Origin of the sequence: Lentibacillus daqui (genome assembly GCF_027186265.1) — a bacterium.
Taxonomy (GTDB): Bacteria; Bacillota; Bacilli; order Bacillales; family Amphibacillaceae; genus Lentibacillus_C; species Lentibacillus_C daqui.
On sequence record NZ_CP114176.1, the window covers coordinates 46569 to 69930 of the forward strand.

Below are 23362 nucleotides of genomic sequence, written 5' to 3' on the forward strand. Positions count from 1 at the left end.
ACAAATACATGAGGGAATGGGGAATGATAGTGAAAATAAAGGAAGTTATTGTTGTGGAGGGTCGGGATGATACGGCAAAAATCCACCAAGCCGTTCATGCTGATACGATCGAAACAAACGGGTCTGCAATTAACAGGCAAATATTGCAGCAGATACAGCATGCAAAGGATAAACGCGGCGTCATTATTTTTACCGATCCCGACTATCCCGGGGAACGGATTCGCCATATCATTAATCAGGAGGTTCCCGGGTGCAAGCATGCCTTCTTAAAACAAGCGGATGCACGGGCAAAACATTCCGATCGTCAAAGTTTGGGAATCGAGCATGCGTCTGTTACTGCAATCAGACGTGCCTTGGCCCACGTCTATGAAATAGCTGAGACAAAACCGAATAATATTACGAAGCAGGACCTTATTGATTATGGTTTGATTGGCGGGATACATGCCAGTTCAAGAAGGGATAGGTTGGGCAAACACTTGCAAATTGGGCATGTGAATGGGAAACAGTTGCTAAAACGACTGGGCATGTTTGAAATCACACGAAGCCAATTTGAACAGGCAATCAAGCATGTGCTTCAGGAGGAAAACAATCGTGAATAATAATTATATTGCAACGCCAACCCGAACAAGGGAAATTCTTCGTAAATATCAATTTCAGTTTAAAAAAAGTCTTGGCCAGAACTTTTTAATTGATGTCAATATCCTTGAAAATATCATTAAAAAGGCAGGTATTGATCATGAGTCCGGGGTTATTGAAGTTGGTCCCGGTATTGGTGCCTTAACCGAACAACTAGCGATCCATGCCAAAAAGGTAGTTGCCTTTGAAATTGATCAGCGCCTGTTTCCCATCCTGGATGACACATTAAAACAGTATAATAATGTGCAATTCATTCATCAGGACATATTAAAAGCAGATGTCATCCAGGTAATTAAGGATAACTTTACACCCGGGCAGGTCATTCATATCGTTGCTAATTTGCCATATTATATTACCACACCGATTCTGATGAAGCTACTGCAAGAGAACTTGCCGATTACCAGTTTAACGGTCATGATTCAGAAAGAGGTTGCTGCACGGATGGCAGCAGTGCCCAATTCCAAAAGCTATGGATCCCTATCGATTGCAGTACAATACTATACACATGCCGAAATCGTTATGCAGGTGCCGAACAGTGTATTTATGCCACAACCCAATGTCGATTCAAGTGTATTAAAACTGACAATAAGAGAAACCCCGCCAGTTGATGTGATCAATGAGGAATATTTTTTTACGCTGGTAAAAGCGGCATTTTTCCAGCGAAGAAAAACATTGCGAAATAACTTAACCAATTACTTTGCCAAGTCCTTTAGCAAAGAGGAAGTTAACCAATTGCTGGATAAAGCCGGAATTGACGGCACAAGACGCGGGGAATCATTAACAATAGAGGAGTTCGCTGTCCTTGCCAATACTTTTACCAGGCTGTGACATAATCTTCATGCGTGCTATTGTCTTATAAGGCAATAGCTCTTTTTCATTTCGCACTATTTCGTCCGTTTTTTAGCTTTCTTCTCACCAAAGCCAGTGCTATAACATAGGCTATGTCAGTGGGTGCTTTCATTCTTGAAGGCTGGAGAGGTGTTTTTATGGACTTTGTTATTGGAGATTTGGTTACACGTAAATCATATCAGCACGATATATTATTTCGTGTTTCGTCACAACAGGGTGATGTTGTCATTATTCACGGGGAAGACATAAGGCTTGAAGCGGATGCACCGGTTGATGATCTTGTTCTTGTCGAGCAGCGGGAATTGGATAAACGACGAAAAAAAGTGAAAGAAAAAGAGGAATCATCTTATCGGCTTTTTCGCCAGGATTATCAATTAATGAAGGAAAAACGTGATTATCAGTCAACAGGCGGGTTTACTTATCCAACCAAACATTTTCAATTGCCGGCTAAGGTATTACATGTGGATGGTGACAAAATATATTTAAAGAAATGTATTGAACTATACCACCGAATCGGCTTACAAGTTCATGGTATTCATTTGCATGAAAAGGAAATGCCCTTCGAAATTGGTGGGCTTGTAGAAAAAATTCAGCCGGATATGATTGTTATAACGGGACATGACTCGTTTTCACAGAATAAAGGTGTAAAAAAGGATCTTCAGGCATATCGTCATTCCAGATATTTTGTGGATACGGTTCGGGAGGCGAGACAAATTATCCCGCAATTGGATCAGCTAGTTATCTTTGCAGGTGCCTGTCAGTCTCATTTTGAATCACTTATTCGGGCAGGGGCGAATTTTGCCAGTTCCCCTTCACGAGTTAACATACATGCGCTTGATCCGGTTTATATTGTTGCAAAGATTGCTTATACGCCATTTATGGAAAAGGTGGGTGTGTTGGATGCATTGCGCAATACCCTGTCAGGTGAAAAGGGTATGGGTGGTGTAGAAACAAGGGGATTGCTGCGAACCGGAATGCCGTATATAGAGGATGAATCGTATGAAAACTAAAGAGGATGCTTAAGAGATCCAGTCTGTCGTACAGGAGAACTACGGCTGCGTGCCAACACTTCCCGTAGAAGCTTGTCGGGATCTTTTTCATCCTTTTTTGAATAGGATCTAAAATGAATTTCCAGTTGATATTTCCCCATCAACCGGAAATTCATTTTAATTTTTATACATATTTTTTGCCTATTTGTAAAATAATAAGGTAAATATTTATTTTAATGGTTGACAGGGAAAAAGGTATATTGTTATAATTAAGGATTTTATTTGACGATAAAACAAATGTATGGTATGATTAATCCAGTGAGGTGGAGTATAGTGGCAAAAACATTAGTCGAAATTAAGCAAGGTCTTGAGGGTCGAAAGGGTAGGCGGTTAAAGGTAAAAGCCAATGGAGGTAGAAGGAAAACGATCGAACGATATGGTGTGTTGGCTGAAACGTATCCTTCCGTCTTCATTGTTGAACTTGATCAAGACGAGAACGCATTCGAACGTGTTTCATACAGCTATGCGGACGTTTTAACAGAGACAGTAGAACTGAGTTTTCAAGATGACAGAACAAAAGCGATATTGATGGAGCAGTAGACATAATGTTTACTGCTTTTCCTTTTTGATGGGATGTCGGAATATTCAAATCCAATGTATTGACACGATTGATGAATTCGGTCAGGATCAATTATTTCCTGTTTTACAAACAAATAACTGGTGTATGTTTTTAATACCAGCAAATGCTATAAGTGTCGTAAGAAAGAAAGCTCAAACAAGAAGGGGGAGTTCTTTCATGGGTAGACGTGGAATCATGTCGGACCAATTGAAAGAAGAAATTGCCAAAGAGTTAGGTTTTTACGACACGGTGCAGGAAGAAGGCTGGGGTGGCATTAAGGCACGGGATGCCGGTAATATGGTGAAACGAGCAATTGAAATAGCCGAGCAAAATATGCAACAAGGAGGCAGACCCTAATAGTGGGTTTGCCTTTTGTTTTTTAGGAGAAACCAACGGATACGTCTCTGTTCAAGCCCACTTCGCTTTTCTTTTTATGATACAATTTGTTATAGTTTTATAAAGTGGGTGACGGAGATGATTCATTTTGAGAGGGCGCCGGCCAAGATTAATTTATCTTTAGATGTGCTCGGAAAGCGTGACGATGGCTTTCATGAGGTAGAAATGATCATGACAGCCATCGATTTGGTGGATCGTATTGAATTATATCCGCTGGCTGAAAATCGGATCGAAATATCAGCTGATAATCAATACGTACCCAATAATGAACGGAATCTGGCTTATAAGGCGGCACTAGCATTTAAAAGCTGTTATCAGATCAATAAAGGTGTACGAATTAAAATCGAAAAGAACATCCCTGTTTCAGCCGGCCTTGGTGGTGGGAGCAGTGATGCTGCTGCGGTGTTACGTGGTCTTAACCGGATGTGGTCGATAAATGCCCCGCTAAGCGAATTAGCTAATCTGGGTAAGGACATTGGTTCCGATGTTCCATTTTGTGTATATAGCACGACAGCACTTGCAACGGGACATGGAGAATGTATTTATGAGTTACCTTCTCCGCCGCCTTGTTATGTCGTCTTAGCCAAACCGAATATCGGTGTATCAACCAGAGGTGTTTTTCAAAAATTATGCATTGATGAAATTTCTCATCCAAATACGAATGAAATCATCCAGGCCATCGAAACGAAGAATTTTGTTAAACTAGTGTTGAATATTGGCAATGCCCTGGAGAGTGTCACTTTTCGTTTGCATCCGGAAGTGAAACAGATTAAAGAAAAAATGATACAAGCAGGGGTTAACGGTGTACTAATGAGCGGAAGTGGACCAACTATTGTCGGCCTGGTGGAACACTTTAGTAAAGCCAGGCGTGTTTATAATGGTTTGCGAGGGTTTTGCGAGGAAGTATACGTTGTCCGACTGCTTGACCAGCGTAAGTCTTGATAGAATACGTATAAAGGTGTTATATTTAAAAGTAAATATTCGGCTTTAGAGGTGTAGTTATGAAAAGAAGTGACCGTCTGGTTTCATTAACCAATTATTTTTTGGAAAATCCAAAGACACATACATCATTACCGTATTTCTCCGAGAAATATGGAGCAGCAAAATCCTCCATTAGCGAAGATCTTGTTATCGTAGACAGGGTGCTAAGGAAGGAAGGCATAGGTCATTTGCAATCAGTTGCTGGTGCAGCAGGCGGAGTCAGTTACATGCCGGATTATGCTCAAGAAAAAGGTCAACAGTTTATTGATGAGTTGTGCCATACATTGGAAGATCCGAATCGTATTTTGCCTGGTGGATATCTGTATATGACTGATATTTTGGGTAACCCAAAAACGGTCCGACAAATTGGTCGTGTCTTGGCTGCTTCTTTCTCTTCATTGACAATCGATGTGGTGATGACGGTAGCCACAAAAGGGATCCCTTTGGCATATGCTGTTGCATCGGTTTTAGATGTTCCTGTGGTTATCGTCCGCAGAGATCCTAAGATAACGGAAGGATCTTCAGTTGGCATTAATTATGTATCCGGATCATCGCGAAAAGTGCAAACGATGGTGCTGCCAAAACGAAGCTTACAAGAAGGTGCCAATGTTTGCATTATCGATGATTTTATGAAAGCCGGGGGAACCATTACGGGGATGATCAGTATGCTTGATGAATTTAATGCAAAGGTAAAGGCAATTGGTGTATTGGCCGAAGCGGATGATGAAGAAGAAGATCGTTTGGTGGAAGATTATACATCACTAGTAAAGATTAAGAACGTTGACATGAAGCATAAACAAATCCAAGTTCTTGCAGGGAATATCTTTAAATCCTGATCCGGCAGCCGGGGATTTGATGGGCCGTATCATTCATTCCTTTTTCACGTCCTTTTCTATGATCTTCATATGAATATTTTAAACTTTTTTTAATATTAGGCAGGAATTATCTAATTTTTGTTGAATATTGGTAATGAGTTTAAAAGGGAAAAAGAAAAGGTGGTGAAACATCATGGAAGTTACTGACGTAAGATTACGCCGCGTTGCTACTAAGGGAAGAATGCGGGCAATTGCCTCGATCACATTGGATCAGGAGTTCGTTGTCCATGATATCCGTGTTATTGATGGAAATAATGGGTTGTTTGTTGCCATGCCATCCAAGCGTACTCCAGATGGAGAATTCCGCGATATTGCACATCCGATCAATTCGGGTACTCGCGGCAAGATTCAAACCGCTGTATTAGAGGAGTATCGCCGTGTTGGAGAAGAAATGGAATATGAGGAAGCAGGTGCTTCGTGAAAACTGATATAACAAGGGTCTAATCTACTATGATTAGTCTCTTTTTTTGTCTTTAACTACAGATATTGCCCAGAACCTTTGGAAGGTGTTTGTTGAAATTAATGGCTTTTTGAGATATATTCATAATGGATAATTAGAATGGAGGTTACCTCATGGCAAAACGCTTTTGTATAGTTCTGGCAGCAGGACAAGGCACAAGGATGAAATCAGATGTTTATAAGGTCCTTCATCCGGTAGCAGGTAAACCAATGGTACAACACGTTATTGATCAATTACAATCCGTTAATTTAGATGAAATTGTAACCATCGTTGGGTTTGGAGCTGACCAGGTGATGGAACAAATCGGTGATCGAAGTAAGTTTGTTACCCAAAGAGAACAGCTTGGAACGGGTCATGCTGTTCAACAAGCAGAAGAGCTATTAGGTGATAAAACCGGTACAACCATTGTCGTATGTGGCGATACCCCTTTGATTACCAGTGCAACCTATCAAGCGCTTTATGATCACCATGAAAAGACAGGGGCTAAGGTTACTGTTTTAACAACAAAGGCACCAGACCCGGCCGGATATGGACGAATTATTCGTAATCAGACCGGTGAGGTGGAAAAAATAGTTGAACATAAGGATGCAAATGAGACAGAGCGTGCTGTTAATGAAATAAATACAGCTACATATTGTTTTGATAATCAAACTCTTTTTCAGGCATTACAAGAGGTATCCAATGATAATGCGCAAGGGGAATATTATTTACCCGATGTGATAGAAATTATTCGCAATAAAGGGGAAAAAGTAAGTGCATTTCAAACTGCAGATTATGATGAAACCCTCGGTGTTAATGACCGGGTTGCCCTGGCTTATGCGGAGAAAGTCATGAAAAGACGGATTAATGAACGACATATGCGCAATGGAGTTACCATCATGGATCCAGATAACACATATATTGGCCCAGACGTAACAATTGGCCGGGATGTAACGATTTACCCAGGTTCGATTATTACTGGAAAAACGTCTATTAAAGAAAATGCGCTTATAGGCCCGCATACAGAAATTTCCAATTGTGCCATCGGGAAGGCAACCGTTGTACGGCAAAGTGTTGCCAAGGAGAGTAACATTGGTAACCGGGTACAAATTGGTCCTTATGCACATATTAGACCTGAGGCAGAAATAGGAAATGAGGTAAAGGTGGGTAATTTTGTCGAAGTGAAGAAGTCGACCCTCGGTGATGGAAGCAAGTTCTCCCATTTGAGTTATATAGGCGATGCAAATGTTGGCAGTAATGTAAATGTTGGCTGTGGAACGATAACAGTTAATTACGATGGCAAAAATAAATATTTAACAACCATAGAAGATGATGCATTCATCGGCTGTAATTCCAATTTAATCGCACCTGTTACAGTGGGTAAGGGTTCATATGTTGCAGCAGGATCGACCATAACCAAAAATGTACCAGCGGAGTCATTATCTGTTGCACGTTCCAGACAGACGAACAAAGAAGGCTATGTCGCAAAATTAAAAGGCAGACAAAAAGATTAACGGAGGGTTTTTTTCTCATGACATCAACCTATAAAGATCCAGCTTTAAAGGTGTTTTCACTAAATTCAAATCGGCAACTGGCAGAAGAAATTGCCGACCATATCGGTACTTCCCTTGGCAAATGTACGGTGTCGGCATTTAGTGACGGTGAAATTCAAATAAATATCGAGGAGAGTATACGTGGCTGTGATGTATACATTGTACAATCGACCTGTGCTCCAATCAATCAACACATCATGGAACTGTTGATTATGATTGACGCATGTAAACGGGCATCAGCAAAATCGATTAATATCGTAATGCCTTACTATGGGTACGCACGCCAGGATCGTAAAGCTCGGGCCAGAGAACCAATCACAGCCAAACTTGTAGCCGATTTATATGAAACTGCTGGGGCTGATCGGATGATTACCCTTGATTTACATGCGCCGCAAATACAGGGATTCTTTGATACACCAATAGACCATTTGCAAGGGGTGCCAATTCTATCACAATATTTTGAGGAAAAGAATCTGGACGACATTGTGGTTGTGTCACCAGATCATGGCGGTGTGACCCGGGCACGAAAAATGGCTGATCGACTGAAAGCACCAATTGGTATCATTGACAAGCGCAGACCAAGACCCAATGTAGCTGAAGTCATGAACATTATTGGAAATATCGAGGGAAAAACGGCCATTCTGATTGACGACATCATCGATACAGCTGGTACGATTACTTTGGCAGCCGAGGCTTTGATTGAAAACGGTGCTACAGATGTGTATGCCTGCTGTACCCATCCAGTATTGTCCGGGCCGGCAATTGAGCGCATCCAAAATTCATCGATCAAGGAATTGGTTGTAACAAACACGATACCACTTCCAGAGGAGAAACGATTTGATAAAGTGAAGGAATTATCAGTAGGACCACTCATGAGTGAAGCCATTATTCGTGTACACGAATTGCAATCTGTGAGTATCTTGTTCGATTAAAGGTTTAGAATCATATCTATTCGGGAAATAACTATACTAGCCCTTATTACTTTGGCAAAGACTTTTTTGAAAGTAACAACCAGTAATTTAGCATAATTCAAGAAAACTTAATAATCTTAGGTTCAAATAATTGGAGGATGATGAATATGGCAGTAAAGTTAAAAGCAGCAACTCGAAAGGATCATAAAAAATCCACTACAAAGGCAATCAGGGAAAAAGGACATATTCCTGCTGTTGTATATGGGAAGGACAAAGAAGCTAAATCTATCTCCGTAGATACGTTAGCATTATATAAGACCGTTCGTGATGAAGGCAGAAACTCCATCATTTCGCTTGATGTTGAAAATGACAAACCTGTTGATGTTATGCTGCACGATTATCAAATGGATCCAATCAAGGATGAATTATTACATGCTGATTTCTATATCGTTAATATGTCTCAGGAAATGGATGTTGAAGTTCCATTGAAATTGAATGGAGAGCCGACCGGAGTAAAAGAAGGTGGCGTTTTGCAGCAACCATTCTATGAACTTCAAGTTCGTGCAAAACCTGCTGATATTCCAGATGAAATTAGTGTCGATGTTACCGATCTTGGTATGGGTGATAGCATTGCAATTGCTGATTTACCATCAAGTAATGTTTATGAATTCCTTGACGATCCGGAGACAACCATAGCAACAATTGTACCACCGGATACGGTTAGCGATGTAGAGGAAGCGCCTGACGAAAATGCTCAGCCTGAATTGGTAGACGCTGAACCGGAAGAAGAGTAAGATATGATTTAGGAATGCTGGAAGACACATTATCCAGCATTCCTACCTAAAATAAATCTAATACAATAGAATGGATAATAACCCTCCTTTAGTAGCTGTTTGCCTAAAAAGGAGGGTAAAGTACATTTGGCGGAGGTAGAAGGGATACCCTCACTTGAATGTAATCCCGCTTTATAAAGGTCTTTAGTGAAAAGGAAGAAGTAACATGAAGTGTATCGTAGGATTGGGTAATCCAGGCAGAAAATATAACAAGACCAGGCACAATATTGGGTTTATGGTTATCGATGAACTACTTCACCGGTTTGATACTGATTTAACAAAGGGAAAATTTAATGGCAAATTTACAGTAGAATTCATTTCAGGTGAGAAAGTTTTATTGTTACAGCCGCAAACCTACATGAACCTTTCCGGTGAGTCGATCCGGCCGTTTATGGATTATTACCATATAAGCGCTGATGAGCTATTGGTTATTTATGATGATTTGGATCTGCCTCCTGGTAAAATCCGCTTGAGACAAAAAGGTGGCCATGGTGGTCATAACGGTATTCGTTCGATTATTGATCACTTGGGGACGAAAGAATTTAACCGGTTACGGATTGGAATAGGCAGGCCTGCTGAACCAATGCCAGTTGTTGATTATGTGCTAGGCACTTTTACAAAGGAACAAAGAGAAGATGTGACAGCCAGTATTAAAAAGGCAGCAGATGCATGTCAACAATGGCTGGAGAAACCATTTATTGAAGTGATGAATGATTTTAATGCATAATATATCCGCTATACAGAAATAGATAATGTGACAGTGTAGGAAGTATAAAATACGGCTTTTCGGATAAACTTTATGGTACCCCATGTTATTTGAGGAGGTATACATATGTCCATTGTCTATCGATGCAGGCATTGCGGCCAAGTTGTCGGAAGAATCAACCAGCAGGTAGTTGATGAAGCGATGCTTGGCCTGGATAAACTATCTGTAGCGGACAAGAAGGAAATGGTTGACTATCAAGAAGATGGTGACGTTCAGATTAAGACAATTTGCGAAAACTGTGAAGCGTCTTTGGGAGCTAATCCGCAGTATCATGAATTGGACTATTTTATTCAATAATAAACGCGAAAAACAGCTTTGGTTCTATGGCCAAGGCATTTTTGCGGTTGAAGCTTACGGGGGTTTACGATGAAAGGGATTAATGCATTTTTACAATCAAAAGAAGATATACAGTCCATTATAACCGGGGTTAAAAATGGCATGAAAGAACAACTTATAGCCGGGTTGTCAGGCTCGGCAAGAAGTTTGCTTGTCTCGATCATTAATGAATCGATAAACAAACCAATACTGCTGGTAACACACCAATTAGTGCAGGCTCAGCAGTTATATGACGACTTATCAGCGTTCGTTGGCGACGATGATATCTATTTATACCCGGTTAACGAATTGATTGCCTCGGAAATTGCGGTGGCCAGTCCTGAATTACGAAGCCAGCGAATCGAGGCGTTATCCGCGTGGTCAGAAAAAAGATCAGGTATTCTGATTGCACCGGTGGCGGCGTTAAAACGAATGCTGCCACCTTCAAGCTATTGGCGTAAATACCAGCTGCCATTTAACCTTGGTGAGGAAATTGCTATTCAGTCATATATCCAATCATTAATAGATATGGGATATGAACGTCAGCCTATGGTCAATGCGCCGGGTGAATTTAGTATACGTGGTGGTATTATTGATATCTATCCCGTAACAGAAGCAAATCCGGTACGTATTGAATTATTTGATGAAGAAGTAGATTCGATCCGTTATTTTGACGCCGATTCACAACGGTCGATGGAAAAGCTGAACAGCATCAAAATTGGACCTGCGACAGAGCTTTTATTAACAGAGGAAGATATTATCGCAGGTGCGGAACGGCTGGAGAATGCATTGCAAAAGTCACTCGGAAAAATAAAAACCGATGAAGGAAAGGAAAAACTAAATGAGGTAATCGAACAAGATTTAGAGCGCTTGCGCAATCTTGAACATTTTCCGGAAATGAACAAATACATCGGGTTTCTCTATAATAACCCTGCTAGTTTATTAGATTATTTGCCAAATGATGGATTGATTGTACTCGATGAAATGAGCAGAATCCAGGAAACCGCAACCCATTTGGATACGGAAGAGGCGGAATGGTACAGCAGTTTACTGGCTTCCAACCAAATGGTACAACATCATACATTTTCCTTTGATTGGCATGATATTTTCGATGGGATGCAGCAGCGGCAGCGTCTATATATGTCAGTGTTTCTGCGGCATATTCCCAACACACAGCCGGAAAATATCATCAATTTATCAACGCGGGCGATGCAAGAATTTCATGGACAAATGAACTTATTTCAAAACGAATTAAAACGTTGGGAAAAAGGTGGCTATTCCGTTGTGATTATAGCTCCTAATGAACAACGTGCAGAGAAGGTTCAAGCCATTCTTTCTGATTATGATATGGATGCAACGGTAGTTAAGCAGCTAACTTTACCGGTAAGCAAACCAATCATAACCATTGGCCATATCAGCAGTGGTATTGAATTTCCCATGCATAAACTAGTCATTATCACAGAAAATGAATTATTTAAAAAGGTTCCCAAACGTGCCCGAAAGAAACAAAAAATTTCCAATGCTGAACGGATAAAAAATTATCAGGAACTAAAAATCGGTGATTATGTCGTCCACGCCAACCATGGGATTGGTAAATACATCGGCATTGAGACATTGGAAGTCAATGGTTTACACAATGATTACATGCTGATTAAGTACTCCGGTGACGACAAGCTATATGTACCGATCGATCAAATAGATCTGGTACAAAAATTTGTTGCATCTGAAGGAAAAGAACCGAAATTATATAAACTGGGCGGAAGTGAATGGACCAAAGTAAAACGAAAGGTGCAATCATCTGTTGAGGATATTGCCGATGATCTGATCAAGCTTTATGCCGAACGTGAGGCAAGAAAAGGGTATGCATTTTCCGAGGATACAGAACTCCAGCGTGAATTTGAAGCGGCCTTTCCATATCAGGAAACAGAGGATCAATTACGTTGTATTGCAGAAATTAAACAGGATATGGAAAGACAACGGCCAATGGATCGTTTGTTATGCGGAGATGTTGGATATGGCAAAACTGAAGTAGCCATTCGTGCAGCATTTAAAGCGGTTGTCGATGGTAAACAGGTCGCCATTTTAGTACCAACAACGATTTTGGCCCAGCAGCATTTTGAAACGATACGTGAGCGGTTTCAAGACCAGGCAGTAACGATTGGATTGTTAAGCAGATTTCGAACCAAGAAACAACAAAAAGAGACACTTGAGGGCTTGAAACGAGGCACAGTTGATATTGTTATCGGGACACACAGGCTGTTGTCAAAGGATGTTCAATACCGTGACCTTGGTTTATTGGTAGTCGATGAGGAGCAGCGCTTTGGTGTCAAACATAAAGAAAAGATTAAACAATTAAAAACAAATGTGGACGTGCTAACTTTAACAGCAACTCCGATTCCAAGAACATTGCACATGTCCATGCTGGGTGTCCGTGATTTATCCGTTATCGAAACACCACCGGAAAACCGCTTCCCAATTCAAACGTATGTTATGGAATATAACCCTGTTTTTATTAGGGAATCCATTGAGCGTGAAATGGCTCGTGGCGGACAGGTATTCTTTCTTTACAACCGTGTGGAGAATATTGATCGTATTGCCAGGGAAATCGGAATGCTCGTTGATGCCAGAATTGGTGTTGCCCATGGACAAATGAATGAGTCGGAACTGGAGAGTGTCATGTTTGGGTTTTTAGAAGGTGAATTTGATGTGTTGGTTAGCACCACTATTATTGAAACTGGAGTGGATATTCCAAATGTCAACACATTAATTGTCTATGATGCTGACCGTATGGGGCTAAGTCAACTATATCAATTGCGCGGAAGAGTTGGCCGTTCAAACCGGGTTGCCTATGCCTACTTTACGTATCAACGGGATAAAATATTAAGTGAAGTTGCTGAGAAACGATTACAGGCTATTAAAGAATTTACCGAACTTGGATCAGGGTTTAAAATTGCCATGCGGGATTTATCGATCCGCGGAGCAGGTAATCTGCTTGGCGCACAGCAACATGGGTTTATTGACTCAGTAGGTTTCGATATGTATTCACAAATGTTAAAAGATGCTATTGATGCGCGTAAGGAAGGAAAAGAACTGGACGAAATAAAGGCTTTTGAACCAGAACTTAACATTGATCTGGATGCATATATTCCTCAAAGCTATATTAAAGATGGGAAACAAAAAATTGACATGTACAAACGCTTCCAAACGGCGACATCTGCAGACGATCTGGCTGATTTACAAGAAGAATTAATTGACCGATTTGGAGATTATCCTGAAGAAGTGGGTAATTTGTTTATTGTTTCCAAATTGAAAATGTATGCCAAACGTGAAAGAATAGAATCCATCCGGGAGAAAAATAACAAACTCGAGCTGCTCATGGAGGATAAGCGCAGTCAGCGGGTTGATGGTTCAAAACTGTTTGCACTGGCGAATGAATTCGGAAGGGAAGTACAGCTTGGCACAGAAGATAAAAAGTTGAAGATCGTATTTAAATGGTCAAATAAAACGAAAGACAAAAGGTATGATATTGTGACGGAGTTATTGGATCGGCTTTCCACTGTTGATCGGGACAATTAGAGGATGTTCAAAAAGTCCGGTAAAAATGACGCTTCGAATTTCTGCGTTGGCTTGCTTTTCCGCTCCTCATGTACCTTTTATGTACACTCCGGTGCTCAAAGCTACGCCGCCTTGAACTTCTCGGTCCTTTTTATCCTCCTTTTTGAACACGGACAATTAGAAAAAAATGTGTTTTATGCATAGTTCTTACTAGATGATTTATACTAAAATCACACCTGGTGCTTTTTCACATTCGGAACTTAAATGACCGTTCAAAAATAGTGATAAGTGGGCTAGAGTAAAAGATAAAAAAACTTCTGTTGTACAGCTCGAGTGTCATACCAAGGATAATGAAAGAAAAAAGTGGCGGACGCATTTGAACGAAGCGAGTGAAATGGATACCGGAGACGATCATCATAGGAAAGTGAGGCTTCATAGAGATGAAAGCAACAGGAATTGTACGTCGAATTGATGATTTAGGAAGAGTAGTAATCCCGAAAGAAATCAGGAGGACATTACGAATTCGAGAAGGAGATCCATTGGAAATTTTTGTTGACCGGGAAGGTGAAGTGATTTTAAAGAAATACTCCCCAATCAACGAGTTAGGCAACTTTGCACAGGAATATGCTGAAGCATTATTTGATTCATTAAACTATCCCGTTATTATTTGTGACCGAGACGAGATTATTGCCGTTGCCGGAGATTCTAAAAAAGATTACTTAAATAAAAACATTGGAACCAAGCTGGGAAGAACAATTCAGGATCGTTCATCCTTATTCGTGACAGAAACAAGCACATTGGAAATCCTGGAGGGTAATGAGGAAGAGCTTGTTTCCTACAGTGTCAGCCCAATCATTGCTAATGGTGATCCGATTGGTTGCGTAATGATATATGCGAAGGAAGGAAATGCATTAAGCAATGTGGAGCAAAAGGCAACCGAAACAGCTGCGCACTTCCTTGCCAAACAAATGGAATAAACCGGGTCAGTCCCCCACCACACTAACGCATTAAAGTGGTGGGGGACTGACCACTTTTGTTGTACGTTGTTAACCGGGCGCTTGCTCCTTTTATATATGCTATAATGTCAACATGGATAATAAATTAGTAAAAGGTGCCTTGCTCTTAACAGTGGCAGGGTTTATTAGTAAGTTGTTAAGTGCCGGATATCGAATACCGCTACAAAATATGACGGGTGACCTGGGATTTTACATATATCAGCAAGTCTATCCTATCCTCGGAATCGCCCTTGTTTTATCGTTGTATGGATTTCCCTCGGCAATATCAAAGGTAACAGTCGATATGAAAGGGGCGAATAAACAGCTCTCCATTACAAATTTTTATATTCCGCTCTTGTTTATTTTATTCACCATCAATGGAGCGATTGCTGTTGTTCTGTATTTCAATGCCGATACAATAGCCTGCTGGATGGGGAATATCCATTTGCAACAGGGATTGAAGCTTAGTGCCTTTGTTTTTATATTCATTCCCTTTACAGCATTGTTACGTGGGGTATCCCAAGGTAATTATCAAATGAAACCTACTGCGTTATCACAAATTGGTGAGCAATGTACGCGTGTTTGTATTATAATCGCTGCTGCAGCAGTTATCGCGGGAAAACACAATCATATATATGATATTGGTTCAGCAGCCGCAATTGCTGCGATTGCTGGTGGCGTGGTTGCACTTATCATCTTGGTTGGAAGTTTGCAGAAACAAAATTTGCTGAATCGTACCGTTTTTTTCCCGATACCATGGAGATATTATTTAAAAACGGTAGCTATTTTTGGGCTAATTGCTGCCTTGAATCATATGTTGTTATTGCTGATTCAATTTGCGGATGCGTTCACACTTGTACCAGGGTTAGTGAAACATAGCCTGTCTGCGTTTGAGGCAATGGAAGCCAAAGGTGTGTTTGACAGGGGGCAGCCATTGATTCAGCTTGGTACAGTGGTTGGTTCATCGTTTGCCCTGGCATTGATCCCCTCCATCAGCAAAGAAGAACGCTCCCAATCACCCGGGCCATTTTATTTTCATATTCGTGCCGCCATGAAGTGCAGCATCTACTTGGCGATTGGGGCAACAATCGGGTTAGTGATGATTTTTCCGGAAGTTAATATGCTGCTGTTTCAGGATGATAAAGGGACAGGCAGCCTTAGAACTTTGGTGGTTGCTATCCTGCTTTGTTCAGTCGCGATTACTGCTGCTTCTATCCTCCAGGGGTTAGGGTATGTTAAACGTACAGCGATGTTTATTTTGCTGGCACTATTGATTAAATGGCTTCTCAATCAGTTGCTTGTTCCATTATGGGGTCTTACAGGCAGTGCAATAGCCACGGTCACTAGTCTACTTGTTTTGTGCTGTTTGGACTTAATCGAACTCAAACGAAAATTGCCAAAACTGCACTTGGTCAAATCCTTAAAATGGCGATCTTTGATAATACCTGGACTTGGGATGGCCGTTTACCTTTTTTTCATTCAGATAATCACTACCATGGTTGGGATTGAGACGAGGGTTGGCTTACTTATTTATGTTCTGGTGGTTGTATTAACAGGTGCGCTCGTTTATTTGCTATTACTCATAAAGATCGGTGCATTTACAAAAGAGGAAATAAAGTTGCTCCCGTTTTCCTCGTTATTAGCCCGGTTTGGCAAAGGAGAGGATGTCTGCGTATGGAGAAGAAAATAGAAATTATCGGCCTTGGGGCAGGGGATCTTGATCAGTTGCCACTGGGGATTTATAAAAAACTGATTCATTCCCGGGAAAAAATTTATGTTCGGACAATGGACCATCCGGTTATTGCAGCTTTACAGGACGAAGGGGTAATGTTTGCCTCGTTTGATGATGTGTATCAGTCCAAAGACCAGTTCGCTAATGTTTACCAGGAGATTGCGGACCAATTAATAGACATAGCGGCAAATTCTCCGGTGATTTATGCTGTTCCGGGCCACCCGATGTTAGCTGAAAAAACAGTTCAATTGCTACTGGAGCAAAAGCAGGCAGAAGTTACGATAGCGGGCGGGAAAAGCTATCTGGATGATTTGTTTACCAGCTTGCAAATAGATCCAATTGACGGGTTTCAATTTGTTGATGCTACATCATTTAAACGGAATCAACTCGATTATACGCATCATATCATTTTCTGTCAGGTGTATGATCAGTTTGTTGCCTCAAATATCAAGCTTGCCTTATTGGAAGATCTTCCAGCCGATTATCCGGTTACGATTATTGTTGCGGCAGGAAGCAAGGAAGAACATTTGCGAACCATTCCATTGGAAGAACTCGATCACAGGCTTTCAATCAGTAATTTAACCAGTGTTTATATCCCGCCCGTAGCAGCGGATTACCTTCATCATACCTTTAACCGGCTGCGTGAAGTAATTGCAACACTCAGGGGGCCAAACGGTTGTCCGTGGGATAAGAAACAAACACATGAGACATTGCGTCAATATGCGATTGAAGAAGTTTATGAATTAATTGATGCGATTGATGAGCAGGATGATGAAGGGATTATCGAGGAACTCGGTGATGTGCTGTTACAGGTGATGCTGCACAGTCAAATCGGTGAGGATGCCGGTTATTTTACAATTGATGATGTGATTCGGTCTATTACCAATAAAATGATCCATCGTCATCCCCACGTGTTTGCCGATAAAGAGGCCAAAACAGTTGCCGATGTCAATCGAAACTGGGATGCTTTAAAGCAAGCAGAAAAAGAAGGTCAGCGAAAATCTGTGTTGGATGGTGTTCCAAAGAGCATGTCAGCTTTGACCAAAGCGTATCATTTACAGAAACAAGCGGGTAAAGTCGGGTTTGAATGGAAATCCGTTGGAGAAGTTTGGGACAAGTTAAACGAGGAAATTAATGAGGTGCAAGCGGCGATTAAACAAGGAAACGATAACGAGATAGAATGTGAATTTGGCGATGTGCTATTTGTCCTTGCGAATATTTCCAGGTATTATAAAATAAACCCTGAGCTAGCCCTAAATCGAACCAATCAAAAATTCACTTCCAGGTTTTCTTTCATTGAACAAAGGTTAAGCGAAGAAAATAAGGATATCCATAATGCCGATCTTGAGGAAATGGATCAATATTGGAATCAAGCAAAAAGAAATGAGTGATAGTATTGCGTCTTGATAAATTTTTAAAAGTATCCCGGTTAATCAAACGCCGCACACTTGCCAAGGAAATTGCAGATAAAGGGCGAATTACGATAAATGGCAACCAGGCAAAAGCAGCAACTGATGTAGCCATCGGTGATATACTGACCATTCAATACGGACAAAAACTGGTAACTGTTGAAGTAACCGCGTTGAAAGAAGCAGTCAAAAAAGATGAGGCCCAAAACTTATATAAGGTTGTCAAAGAAGAAAAAAGTTAAGTTCTAACCTTGTCCATCCTTTCATAAGCTAATAACGATAAGGAGGGACAAGGCATATGAATTATTATGAGAAAAATTCCACACAAAGCGTACAGCAAGATCACTTTATAAAAATTAACAACCGAAAAAACCTGGAAATCTCCGGTGTTAAAGAGGTAGATAGTTTTGATAATGAAGAGTTTTTATTAGAAACGGTAATGGGCTACCTGATTATTCGTGGACAAAACTTGCAATTGAAAAACCTTGATGTTGGTGAAGGACTAGTTTCTATCAAAGGCAAAATATATGAGCTTTCCTATGTAGACGAACAACATCAGGAGAAAGCTAAAGGAATCTTTAGCAAGCTATTTCGATGACATTAGACGTCCAGTTCCTGACAATGATCGTCATGATTATTAGTGGTATCTACTTGGGAGCGGCACTGGAAACCTTCCTGCGATTCAAGCCATATTGGAAATCCAATTGGTTTATGTTATATTTCATGGAGATTGCCTTTTGGCTGTCACAAGTACTGCTGTTATTTTATGTATTATTTCTTGTTAATGCGGGTGAATTACGTGTTTACGTATTCCTCGCCCTATTTATGGGGTTTGCTGCTTACAAGGCTTTGTTTGCACCGCTATATAAACGTCTGCTGGAATTATTTATTCGGATTATCCTGACGTGTTACCATTTTATTGAAAAGTTGATTAAGACATTGGTGATAGCGCCAATAAAATATATCATTCAATTGTTAATAACACTGATATTATTTATCGTTCAGCTCCTTGTAAAGGTTTTCCTTTTTGTCGTCAAAGTCATTTTCTTCCCAATAAAATGGATATTGATACTTCTTTATCGGATGCTGCCCAAAAATATCCGAAACTTTTTACACAAAACAGCAGGATTTTATAGTACAATGGAGAATATATGTAAAAAGGGCTTGGATTATATCAGGTTTAAAAGGAGGTAGCAAGGCTTTGTCGGCAAATAAACAAACAGTAACACGTTTGGATTCCGAGTATATGCAACAATATGATGCATATATGGAACGCCAAAAAAACAAAAAGAAGCGTCTTGTCCGTCGTCTGATGCTTTTTGCGATCGTTGTTTTCATCGCTTTTGGCAGTATGACTGCATACCATGTTAAACAACGGGCAATACATGCGGAGAAAAAAGAACAATATGCCGAGATGCAGGATAAACTGTCAACACTGCAAGAGGAAGAAAAAACGTTGAATGAGGAAATAAAACTGTTAAAAGATGAGGATTATGTTCTTGATATAGCACGAACGAACTATTTTTTCTCAGACAAAGGGGAAACCATCTTTAAAATTCCTGATGAAGATCCGTCATATTGACACGCTTTCATGTATGTCGCTATAATATAATAGAGGAAGTTCAAAAAGTACGGTAAAAATGAACCATGGAATTTCGACGCACTCAGACGTGCTAGTGTCGGCGTTGCAACAGGACGCCTGAGAACTTAGCCGATCCTGTTCTTTTTATCTCCTTTTTGAACCCGCACTAATTAGTTATATATTTTATACTTTTAAGGAGGAGCATTTTTTTTATGTCAATCGAAGTAGGCAGCAAGCTGCAGGGAAAGGTAACCGGTATTACTAATTTTGGGGCCTTTGTTGAACTCGCGGAGGGTAAAACAGGTCTTGTTCATATTAGTGAGGTTGCCGATAACTATGTGAAAGACATTCATGACCATCTTAGTGTCGGTGATGAGGTTAAGGTAAAAGTCATCAATGTCGAAAAAGATGGCAAAATTGGTCTGTCAATCAAGAAAGCAAAAGATCGGCCACAACGCCAAAGGAACACCCGTGAGCGGACTGAATCATTTGAATCCAAAATGAATCGCTTTCTCAAAGATTCCGAAGACCGTTTAGCCTCTTTAAAGAAGCACACGGAATCCAAACGTGGAGGTCGAGGTGCTAAAAGAGGATAGCAACTGCTGTCTATTTAGGATGCTCTTGTCCAATAAAACAAAAAACAGGTATCAACTGTTGAAAAGTTGATACCTGTTTTTTTATGCGGGGTTTTATTTAAGTTAATGGCGGCGGAGGGGATCGAACCCCCGACCTTACGGGTATGAACCGTACGCTCTCGCCAGCTGAGCTACACCGCCGTAAATAAGTCACAAATGACATATTACAATAGCCAGACTAAGGTGTCAATAGCATAGATCGTATACAGAATAAATAAAAAACACCTTGTTATATTAGAAAGTTTCATGCAATATTCGAGCAATCCCGATAGTAATAAACACTAGTTTACGGGGATTGAACGACAAAACATCTTAAGGTTAGCCGCGATCATTTGTCGCTGCTTTGGGTTAAATGATGGCACGATCAGGTAAATCAAAAGCAGCTGGTACGATAAACTTGCTTGTACACTTGTAGAAAAATTGTTTATTTGGCTGAAACTTAGTCGAACGATTTTGGGAATACACCCCGTTGTTTTGACAAAAAAAGAATCTATCCTATGATTTAATAACTGAAAGTGCATGTTCAAAAGTAGGATAAAAAGGACCGAGAAGTTCGAGGCGGCGTAGTTTCGAGAACGGGCTTGCACGAATGTGCTGACTTCTGCGTTGCCCGAATGGGCGGTTTTAGCAGAAGATCCCCTGAGCAATTAGATACATGAGCAGCGGAGAAACAAGCCAACGAGCTTCTTCAAAGGAAGGCCGACTAAAAACGGGCTTGCGCTCAGGCGTCGGCATACCCCTTTTGCAGGGGCATGTCATTTTTACCGGACTTTTTGAACATCCCTTGAAAGAAGGAGTGGTATTGTATGATGGATTCAATTACTGGAGTAGAAGCGAAAGCAATTGGAAAAGGTGCAAAAAGCGGGCACAAACTGAAGAAAAAGTTACCATCTATAAGTAAAACCATCTTATTGGAAAAAGGATGGCTATTTGTGCTTGTTGGCTTTTTACTTGGACGAGCTGTTATTTTATCGGCTGTATCACCATTTGCTGTCGCGTTTTTGGCGACCATCTGGTTTGCACACAAGAAAAATGCTCTCAAGGTAATGTTGGCCATCATTGCAGGAGCATTAACCTATTCCGGCACACAGGGGATATTTGTTACATTATCAATGGTTTTATTTGTCCTCTTAGCTGGCGTGTTTAAAAAAGCAAATAACCAGCAGATGATCATTCCGCTATTTGTGTTTCTATCTACGATTGCACCGCGATTGTTTCTTTATTCTCTGGCGGGGCAGCTTACATCGTATGAATGGATACTGTTATTTGTTGAGGGTGTGCTTGGTACGGTGTTAGTATTAATTTTTATGCAGAGTATCCCATTATTATCACCAAAAAGGTATAAACCGACCTTAAAAAATGAAGAGATTGTCTGCATGATCATTTTAATTGCTTCCATCTTGACAGGGATGATTGGCTGGCATATATATGATGCATCATTTGAGCAGATATTTTCACGCTATTTTGTCCTGCTGCTTGCTTATGTGGGCGGGGCAGCAGTCGGATCGACAGTTGGTGTTGTTGCAGGCCTCATACTATCCCTGGCAAATGTGGCTAACCTCTATCAAATGGGTCTGCTCGCATTTTCCGGGTTGCTAGGTGGATTACTGAAGGAAGGAAAGAAGATCGGTGTCAGTGTTGGATTATTGGTGGGAACGTTTCTGGTTGGTATTTATGGAGACGCTTCCTCATTGATCCCTTCGATTACAGAGTCATCCATAGCGATTGCTTTCTTCTTTCTTACCCCGGCAAGCTGGTTTAAGCGATTGTCACGTTACATACCCGGAACAGAAGAATACACGAATGAGCAAGAACAATATTTGCAAAAGGTGCGAAATGTAACTGCAAAGCGGGTGGAGCAATTCTCCAATGTGTTTGCCGCCCTGTCAAAAAGTTTCTCGAGTACAGAGAGTATACCTGACGAGGAAACTCACAAAAAACGAGAGACCGATTTTTTCCTTAGTCAGGTAACTGAAAAGACCTGTCAAAATTGCTTTATGAAAAACAAATGCTGGCAGCAGGAATTTGATAAAACATATTCATTGATGGGTGAAATTAAAGATGAACTTGATAAAGGCAAGGAGCCGAATATTAAATTGCATCGGGATTTTGCCAATCATTGTGTTAAGTCTAAACGGGTAATGAATACAATGCGGGATGAAATGACGTTCTTTGAAGCGAATCAACAGTTAAGGGAACAGGTAATGGAGAGTAAGCGATTTGTGGCAGATCAACTGCAAGGTGTCTCTGAAGTCATGGAGAACTTTGCCAAGGAAATAGTAAAAGAAAGACAGCAACATGAAAAACAAGAGGTACAAATTGTTCATGCATTAAAGCATATGGGCATTAATTTGGACAAGCTGGATATTTTTTGTCTGGAAAAAGGGAATGTTGATATTGAAATGACTGTCTCCTTTTACGATTATCACGGAGAAGGCAGCAAATTAATTGCACCAGTGCTTTCAGATATATTGAATGAGATGATTGTTGTCAAACAGGAAGAAATTTCGCCAATCCCTTATGGCTATTGCTACCTAACCTTTGGCTCAGCAAGGGAATTTGTGGTGGAAACTGGGGTAGCCAATGCTGCGAAAGGTGGTGGATTAATTTCCGGTGACAGTTTTACAACGATTGAACTCGGGGCTGGGAAGTATGCTATGGCTATTAGTGATGGGATGGGAAACGGAAAACGAGCCCATGAAGAAAGCGATGAAACACTACGGTTGCTTCAGCAAATATTACAGACCGGTATCCCGGAGAAAGTCGCCATTAAATCAATTAATTCTATCATGTCATTACGGTCGACGGACGAGATGTATGCAACATTGGATCTGGCCGTGATCAATTTGCATAATGCGTTCGTCCGCTTTTTAAAAATCGGGTCAACACCCAGCTTTATTAAACGGGACAATGAAATGATAAAAATTGAAGCAAGTAATTTACCAATGGGCATCATTCGTGAGTTCGATGTGGACATTGTCAGTGAACAGCTGCAGGCAGGGGATATCCTGATTATGATGAGTGATGGCATTTTCGACGGCCCTAAGCATGTAGAGAATACAGATCTTTGGTTGAAACGAAAAATCCGTGAAATAAACACGGAGGACCCACAAGAAATTGCTGATTTATTATTAGAGGAGGTTGTTCGTACCAGATCAGGGATGATTGAGGATGATATGACCGTCATGGTAGCGAAAATCAAAACGAATACACCAAAATGGGCAAACATCCCTGCCTATAGTAAGGAAGCACAATAATAGAGCGTATGCAACGACCCGATGAAAATTGCACT

General features: G+C 40.7%; 23 protein-coding genes and 1 tRNA gene. 23 read left to right on the forward strand and 1 reads right to left on the reverse strand.

Annotation, left to right across the window (positions count from 1 at the left end):
- Window positions 1-29 precede the first annotated feature (29 nt).
- From rnmV to O2S85_RS00350, 22 genes are all read left to right on the forward strand, one after another.
- Window positions 30-599: a ribonuclease M5 gene (gene rnmV / locus O2S85_RS00245; RefSeq protein WP_269412409.1), complete on the forward strand. Its 570-nt coding sequence runs from the start codon at window positions 30-32 to the stop codon at window positions 597-599.
- Window positions 568-1464: a 16S rRNA (adenine(1518)-N(6)/adenine(1519)-N(6))-dimethyltransferase RsmA gene (rsmA, locus tag O2S85_RS00250; RefSeq protein ID WP_439649445.1), complete on the forward strand. Its 897-nt coding sequence runs from the start codon at window positions 568-570 to the stop codon at window positions 1462-1464. Before rnmV ends, rsmA begins: the two co-directional genes overlap by 32 nt.
- Window positions 1465-1622: 158 nt before the next feature.
- Window positions 1623-2495: a sporulation peptidase YabG gene (yabG, locus tag O2S85_RS00255; RefSeq protein WP_269410820.1), complete on the forward strand. Its 873-nt coding sequence runs from the start codon at window positions 1623-1625 to the stop codon at window positions 2493-2495.
- A gap of 312 nt (window positions 2496-2807) precedes the next feature.
- On the forward strand, window positions 2808-3074 hold the full coding sequence (gene veg / locus O2S85_RS00260; RefSeq protein WP_269410821.1) for a biofilm formation stimulator Veg: 267 nt from the start codon (window positions 2808-2810) through the stop codon (window positions 3072-3074).
- Between the two features lie 196 nt (window positions 3075-3270).
- The gene (locus tag O2S85_RS00265; RefSeq protein ID WP_269410822.1) at window positions 3271-3450 is read left to right on the forward strand and encodes a small, acid-soluble spore protein, alpha/beta type; all 180 of its coding nucleotides are present in this window, start codon (window positions 3271-3273) and stop codon (window positions 3448-3450) included.
- Between the two features lie 117 nt (window positions 3451-3567).
- Entirely contained in the window at window positions 3568-4431 is an 864-nt protein-coding gene (gene ispE / locus O2S85_RS00270) for a 4-(cytidine 5'-diphospho)-2-C-methyl-D-erythritol kinase (protein ID WP_269410823.1), read from the forward strand.
- A gap of 59 nt (window positions 4432-4490) precedes the next feature.
- Window positions 4491-5306 (forward strand): pur operon repressor, encoded by an 816-nt coding sequence (gene purR, locus O2S85_RS00275; protein WP_269410824.1) that lies wholly within the window; start codon window positions 4491-4493, stop codon window positions 5304-5306.
- 172 nt (window positions 5307-5478) lie between these two features.
- Window positions 5479-5766 (forward strand): septation regulator SpoVG, encoded by a 288-nt coding sequence (gene spoVG, locus O2S85_RS00280; protein ID WP_269410825.1) that lies wholly within the window; start codon window positions 5479-5481, stop codon window positions 5764-5766.
- Between the two features lie 152 nt (window positions 5767-5918).
- Window positions 5919-7298 carry a bifunctional UDP-N-acetylglucosamine diphosphorylase/glucosamine-1-phosphate N-acetyltransferase GlmU gene (gene glmU / locus O2S85_RS00285; protein ID WP_269410826.1) on the forward strand — a complete coding sequence of 460 codons (1380 nt, stop codon included), beginning with the start codon at window positions 5919-5921 and terminating at the stop codon, window positions 7296-7298.
- 17 nt (window positions 7299-7315) lie between these two features.
- Window positions 7316-8269 carry a ribose-phosphate diphosphokinase gene (locus O2S85_RS00290; protein WP_269410827.1) on the forward strand — a complete coding sequence of 318 codons (954 nt, stop codon included), beginning with the start codon at window positions 7316-7318 and terminating at the stop codon, window positions 8267-8269.
- A 146-nt stretch (window positions 8270-8415) separates the two neighbouring features.
- On the forward strand, window positions 8416-9042 hold the full coding sequence (locus tag O2S85_RS00295; protein WP_269410828.1) for a 50S ribosomal protein L25/general stress protein Ctc: 627 nt from the start codon (window positions 8416-8418) through the stop codon (window positions 9040-9042).
- Between the two features lie 205 nt (window positions 9043-9247).
- A complete protein-coding gene (gene pth / locus O2S85_RS00300) occupies window positions 9248-9808 on the forward strand; it encodes an aminoacyl-tRNA hydrolase (protein ID WP_269410829.1) in 561 nt (186 codons plus the stop codon).
- Window positions 9809-9913: 105 nt separating this feature from the next.
- Window positions 9914-10144: an anti-sigma-F factor Fin gene (gene fin / locus O2S85_RS00305; protein WP_269410830.1), complete on the forward strand. Its 231-nt coding sequence runs from the start codon at window positions 9914-9916 to the stop codon at window positions 10142-10144.
- Window positions 10145-10213: 69 nt separating this feature from the next.
- Entirely contained in the window at window positions 10214-13738 is a 3525-nt protein-coding gene (gene mfd / locus O2S85_RS00310) for a transcription-repair coupling factor (protein WP_269410831.1), read from the forward strand.
- Window positions 13739-14157: 419 nt separating this feature from the next.
- Window positions 14158-14694: a stage V sporulation protein T gene (gene spoVT / locus O2S85_RS00315; protein WP_269410832.1), complete on the forward strand. Its 537-nt coding sequence runs from the start codon at window positions 14158-14160 to the stop codon at window positions 14692-14694.
- Between the two features lie 112 nt (window positions 14695-14806).
- Window positions 14807-16402, forward strand: a complete 1596-nt coding sequence (locus O2S85_RS00320; RefSeq protein WP_269410833.1) for a putative polysaccharide biosynthesis protein — start codon at window positions 14807-14809, stop codon at window positions 16400-16402.
- Window positions 16387-17835 (forward strand): bifunctional methyltransferase/pyrophosphohydrolase YabN, encoded by a 1449-nt coding sequence (gene yabN / locus O2S85_RS00325; protein WP_269410834.1) that lies wholly within the window; start codon window positions 16387-16389, stop codon window positions 17833-17835. Before O2S85_RS00320 ends, yabN begins: the two co-directional genes overlap by 16 nt.
- 5 nt (window positions 17836-17840) lie before the next feature.
- The gene (locus tag O2S85_RS00330; protein WP_269410835.1) at window positions 17841-18095 is read left to right on the forward strand and encodes an RNA-binding S4 domain-containing protein; all 255 of its coding nucleotides are present in this window, start codon (window positions 17841-17843) and stop codon (window positions 18093-18095) included.
- 56 nt (window positions 18096-18151) lie between these two features.
- Window positions 18152-18451 (forward strand): sporulation protein YabP, encoded by a 300-nt coding sequence (gene yabP, locus O2S85_RS00335; protein ID WP_269410836.1) that lies wholly within the window; start codon window positions 18152-18154, stop codon window positions 18449-18451.
- Window positions 18448-19047 carry a spore cortex biosynthesis protein YabQ gene (yabQ, locus tag O2S85_RS00340; protein WP_269410837.1) on the forward strand — a complete coding sequence of 200 codons (600 nt, stop codon included), beginning with the start codon at window positions 18448-18450 and terminating at the stop codon, window positions 19045-19047. The genes yabP and yabQ overlap by 4 nt, the downstream gene beginning before the upstream one ends.
- A 7-nt stretch (window positions 19048-19054) precedes the next feature.
- A complete protein-coding gene (locus tag O2S85_RS00345) occupies window positions 19055-19435 on the forward strand; it encodes an FtsB family cell division protein (protein ID WP_269410838.1) in 381 nt (126 codons plus the stop codon).
- Between the two features lie 212 nt (window positions 19436-19647).
- Window positions 19648-20031: a S1 domain-containing RNA-binding protein gene (locus O2S85_RS00350; protein ID WP_269410839.1), complete on the forward strand. Its 384-nt coding sequence runs from the start codon at window positions 19648-19650 to the stop codon at window positions 20029-20031.
- Window positions 20032-20137: 106 nt separating this feature from the next.
- On the opposite strand, the gene O2S85_RS00355 is transcribed toward O2S85_RS00350, so the two are convergent.
- Window positions 20138-20211, reverse strand: a tRNA-Met gene (locus tag O2S85_RS00355).
- Window positions 20212-20876: 665 nt separating this feature from the next.
- Between O2S85_RS00355 and spoIIE the strand changes: the two genes are divergently transcribed.
- On the forward strand, window positions 20877-23327 hold the full coding sequence (gene spoIIE / locus O2S85_RS00360) for a stage II sporulation protein E (RefSeq protein WP_269410840.1): 2451 nt from the start codon (window positions 20877-20879) through the stop codon (window positions 23325-23327).
- Window positions 23328-23362 lie beyond the last annotated feature (35 nt).